Source organism: Mesobacillus sp. (assembly GCF_049588175.1).
Lineage (GTDB): Bacteria > Bacillota > Bacilli > Bacillales > Cytobacillaceae > Mesobacillus.
Genome location: NZ_JBAVFI010000648.1, coordinates 1 through 5,351, shown reverse-complemented (window position 1 = coordinate 5,351; position 5,351 = coordinate 1). Strand labels below are relative to the sequence as shown.

4 protein-coding genes are annotated in these 5,351 nt (G+C 43.5%); all 4 read left to right on the top strand.

The features are described from left to right. Positions 1-204 precede the first annotated feature (204 nt). A complete protein-coding gene (nadB, locus tag WB217_RS15610) occupies positions 205-1,794 on the top strand; it encodes an L-aspartate oxidase (protein WP_423994171.1) in 1,590 nt (529 codons plus the stop codon). Next, positions 1,763-2,599, top strand: coding sequence for a carboxylating nicotinate-nucleotide diphosphorylase (gene nadC, locus WB217_RS15605; protein WP_423994170.1), 837 nt, complete (start codon positions 1,763-1,765; stop codon positions 2,597-2,599). The genes nadB and nadC overlap by 32 nt, the downstream gene beginning before the upstream one ends. Positions 2,600-2,614: 15 nt before the next feature. Next, positions 2,615-3,721, top strand: coding sequence for a quinolinate synthase NadA (gene nadA / locus WB217_RS15600; RefSeq protein ID WP_423994169.1), 1,107 nt, complete (start codon positions 2,615-2,617; stop codon positions 3,719-3,721). A 168-nt stretch (positions 3,722-3,889) separates the two neighbouring features. Further along, the coding region (gene safA, locus WB217_RS15595; protein ID WP_423994168.1) for a SafA/ExsA family spore coat assembly protein at positions 3,890-5,351 on the top strand (1,462 nt) is incomplete at its 3' end.

The following is a 5,351-nucleotide window of genomic DNA, read 5'->3' as shown; positions in this document are numbered from 1 at the left end:
CCAGCGGGCATGTTGCCGCATAATCGAAATATTTCATAATTGTCTCCACATATATTTGACATATTAAAAGAACTCTATGTAACCATTAAAAGAAACTTCGTAAATGCTATAAAAATAGGTAAATGTTAAAAGTTCTTGTCAACAGTGTAAAACTGTGTAAATATATATGTCAAGACACCTGTTAACCCAGGAGGCAGCGAATCTATGAAACAAACAGATGTAATCATCATTGGCAGCGGAATTGCCGCGTTGCAATTAGCCAATAAATTAACAAAGACATTAAATGTGATTATTCTCACAAAGATGGAGTGGAATACCTGCAACTCTTATTTGGCCCAGGGAGGAATTGCTGCTGCAATCGGGATAAACGATGATCCTTATTTTCATTATCTTGATACGCTGGAAGCTGGCGGCCACCATAATGATGCAGAAGCTGTGCTAGCAATGACGAAAGAAGCACCTGAATTAATTAAAGGGATATGGCATGCCGGATGCAGATTCGATGAGGATCAGGATGGAAGGCTGCAATTAGGTTTGGAAGGTGCGCATAGCATGAAAAGAATCGTCCATAGCGGCGGTGATGCCACTGGGAAGCATGTGGTGGATTTCTTTAGTTCTAACCTAGGTTCCAATATTTCGATTGAGCAATCGGTTTATGTGTATGAATTAATTTTAAATGACCAAATGGATACATGCATAGGAGTAAAAGCAAAGACCCCAGATGGAGAGAATGAAGTTTACTATGCAGATCATGTAGTTCTTGCAACGGGGGGATGCGGCCAGCTTTATTCTTTTACCTCAAATGCAGAAACCGCTACCGGTGATGGCATGGCGCTTGCATATAGAGCTGGAGCTGAACTGGCAGATATGGAGTTCATTCAATTCCATCCGACGCTTCTATTTGTTAATGGCAGCACAAGAGGCCTTATTTCCGAGGCTGTCAGGGGGGATGGGGCAATCCTCGTCACTGGTGAGGGAAAAAGGATCATGGAAGATATACATCCCTTAATGGATCTCGCTCCGAGGCATATCGTATCCCAAACGATTTATGAATATTTAAAAAAGGGTATTCAAACCTACTTGGACATTACTGAAATTGAGGATTTCTGCGATCGGTTTCCGACCATCAGCCAGCTTTGCAAAGAAAATGGTGTAGAGATTGATAAGGGGCTGATTCCGGTTGTGCCAGGCAGCCATTTTATCATGGGGGGCGTGAAAACAGATTTGCTGGGCCGTACGAATATTCAAGGATTGTATGCAATTGGAGAGGCCGCCTGTACAGGAATACATGGCGCGAATCGGCTAGCGAGCAATTCTTTGCTTGAAGGGATGTTCATTGGCAGCAGGCTTGCAGAATGGATTAATCATAATCCGGCCGTATATAAAAATACTAAAAAATCTGATGCTATAAAGATAGAGTTTTATCATCCTTTGGCGGGCCTCCCTGAAATGGAAGAATTAAAAAGAACGATGATGGACCGAGCAGGGATTGTTCGGACAAGAGCAAAGCTGACAGCCCAAAAGGAATGGCTTGATCAGTTCAGTTTTGAGGAATGGATGGATGTCTCTCTTGATCAAATGTCGGCGGATGAAATCAAACAGTTCTTTATGTACATTACAGCCTGCCTCATCACTGAGTCAGCACTTGAACGCACAGAAAGCCGGGGCGGTCATTACAGGGATGACTTTCCTAATGAAGATAATTCGAATTGGATGAAAAAACGGATCATCCGCCAACGAAAAAAAGTAAAGGATGGGAAGCATGAATACAATCAAACTCCGCTTGCTACTTGAACAATTTTTTATTGAAGACATTGGCGACCGTGATGTAACCAGTGAGTTGATATTCGGAAATGGAAAAACAGGAAGTATGGTTTTCATTGCGAAAGAGGACGGAACTTTTTGTGGAGAGCAAGTTATTAACACAGGATTCCGTTTAATGGATGAAAACTGTCAGGTTAATGTCATGGCGCAAGACGGGGATCGTGTGAAAAAGGGGCAAGAGCTCGCAACTATATCCGGCCCAATTTCCGCTTTGCTTAAAGCTGAAAGGGTTGTCCTTAATCTTGTGCAGCGGATGAGCGGGATAGCGACGAAAACGCATCAGGCCGTGTCCGTTTTAGACAACGGAAAAACAAGAATTTGTGATACGAGAAAAACAACACCTGGTTTACGGATGCTTGAAAAATATGCCGTCCGATGTGGAGGCGGGTACAACCACCGCTATGGATTGTATGATGCTGTCATGATCAAGGATAATCATATTTCATTTGCAGGCTCGATCATCGGTGCTGTGGAAACAGTGAAATCAAGTCTCGGTCATATGGTGAAGGTGGAAGTGGAAATTGAGACGGAAGCCCAGCTTAAGGAAGCTATAGAAGCAAAGGCTGACTGCATTATGTTCGATAATAGGACACCGGAAGAAATCGCGGAATGGATTGGCACTGTTCCAAAAGGGATTTTAACGGAAGCTTCTGGCGGCATCACTCTTGAAAATCTGCACAGCTACCGTAATTGCGGAGTAGATTATATTTCGCTCGGCTTCCTGACGCATTCTGTTAAGTCGCTGGATATTAGTGCAAAAGTGATACCGGAATAAAAGGGGGATGAATTCATGAATCTATTGGAGGCGCTTGATACGAAAGCCAGAATGCTTCCTGAAAAATACAGGAATATGTCTGTGCAGGAACTGGAAGACTTGATCAAGGAAATAAAAGCGAAAATGGGAAAGAAGTTATTTATACCGGGACATCATTATCAAAAGGATGAAGTCATACAATTTGCTGATGCTACCGGTGATTCTCTCAAGCTAGCCCAGCTGTCAGCAGAAAACAGAGATGCGGAGCATATCGTGTTTTGTGGTGTCCATTTTATGGCGGAAACAGCTGATATTCTAACCGGGGACAATCAAAATGTCTACTTGCCGGACATGAGGGCAGGCTGTTCAATGGCTGATATGGCGGATATTTATCAGACTGAACGTGCATGGGAATTCCTCCAGGGATTGTTTGGCGATACAATACTTCCCTTGACATATGTAAATTCCACTGCCGCGATCAAATCTTTCGTAGGGGCTAATGGCGGTGCCACAGTTACTTCTTCCAATGCCGAAAAAATGGTGCAATGGGCTTTTACACAAAAAGAACGGCTCCTTTTCCTTCCGGATCAGCACCTAGGAAGGAACACAGCTTATCATATTGGAATAGGTTTGGATGAAATGGCAGTATATAATCCGATTGAGAACATCCTTGAGTTTGAAGGCCCGCTAGAGAAAGTGAAGATCATTCTATGGAAGGGACATTGCTCTGTCCATGAGAACTTTACGGTTGAAAATATTTTAAACATCCGTAAAATAAATCCGAATATGAAAATCATTGTCCACCCAGAATGCAGGCATGAAGTTGTACAGCTATCTGACATGGCTGGGTCGACCAATTATATTATAGACGCAATTAAAGCTTCACCAGCGGGAACAGAATGGGCAATCGGCACGGAAATGAATTTAGTGAACCGCCTGATTACACAGCATCCAGATAAATATATTGTTTCGTTAAATCCGCATATGTGTCCATGTTTGACGATGAACAGGATTGACCTTCAGCATCTTGCATGGAGCCTTGATTCTATTATGGATGGGCAGGAATGCAATATCATTAACGTGGATGCAGACACATCGAAAAATGCTAAGCTTGCTCTTGAAAGAATGCTGCATCAATCTTAAAAAGGAGTTCCTTCCCAGTTGGGGAGGAATTTTTATTTTGGGAAAAGCTTAATGTTGCTTGTTGAAACATATTTATAACTAGTGAAGCATAAGTTTTTTTGAAGATTGTTAGCAAATTGCCCACACCCACATACAATATATGGACTTATGCCATAGGAGGGAATCAGAATGAAGCTCCATATCGTACAGAAAGGGGATACTCTTTGGAAGATCGCCAAGAAGTACGGCGTGAACTTTGAAGAGCTGAAAAAGATGAATACTCAGCTCAGCAACCCTGATATGATTATGCCCGGTATGAAAATAAAAGTTCCAACTGGTGGAGGAAACATAAAAAAAGAAGCTCCAATTTCCGGTGGAACGCCTCAAGCAAAAATCAATATGGGTGGCAAAAAGGAAATGCCGATTGCCAAAGAGAAACCTATATCAATGCCTGAAGTGAAGAAGGAGGCACCTGTTAAAGAAGTGCCTAAGGAGGCTCCGGTCAAGGAGCAGCCAAAAATGGAAATTCCAAAAATGGAAATGCCAAAACAAGAAGCACCTAAGCCAATTAAAAAAGAAGAAGCAGTGAAACCATATACCCCTAAAATGCCGAAGCAGATCATGCCTGAAATCGATATCAACAATTACTATATGTTGAATATGTCAAACATGCAGCTCCCGCCAAAGCCGCAGCCGCAGCCAAAGCCACAGCCAAAGCCGCAACCACAGTTAAAGCCGCAACTACCGCCCAAGCCAGAGAATATTTTCCCAGAGATCAAACCAGAAGTGAAACCAGAGGTTAAACCCGAAGTCAAACCTCAAGCCAAGCCGCTGCCAAAAGCAGAAGTGAAACCAAATGTGAAATCGGAAATAAAACCTGATATAAAAATTGAAAAGAATGATTTCATGGATGAAGCACCTTCTATAATGCCTTATATCCAAGGAGGTTACCAACAGCCAATGATCCCTTATCCATATAATTGTTATCCCGGTGCACCATCTATGACGGGTCCTGGATATGGTTATCCAGGTCAGCAAATGATGCCTTATCCGCAAGTGCAGGGAGCGATGAATTATCCTGGCCAATACCCTGGTATGATGCCGGGAATGGGAATGGACGATATGGAATCATCGTCATTCAATCCAAATATGCAAATGCCATTAAGTCCTGAAATGGATGAAAATATGCCTGCAAATATGCAGCAACAGGTATCGCCTGAATCAGAGGCAGGACCTGCCTTTTATGGAATGCCAATCTCTCCTGTAATGCCTGGTCCTGGCTGGTGTCCTCCATATGGGCAAATGCCTCATGGTTATCCGCCGATGCCATACATGCCGCAAGTCGGTGGAATGATGGAAGATCAAATGCCATACCAGCCACAGGTAGGTGGAATGATGGAAAACCAAATGCCGCAGGTGGGCGGAATGATGGATAACCAAATGATGCCACAAGTGGGCGGAATGATGGATGATGAATCATCTGAAATGCCAATGCCACAGATGCCCCAGATGGGCGGAATGATGCAGGATCAGATGCCACCACAAATGCCGCAAGTCGGTGGAATGATGGAAAATCAAATGCCGCAGGTAGGCGGAATGATGCAAGGCCAGATGCCGATGCAGCCGCAGGTAGGCGGAATGATGCAAGGCC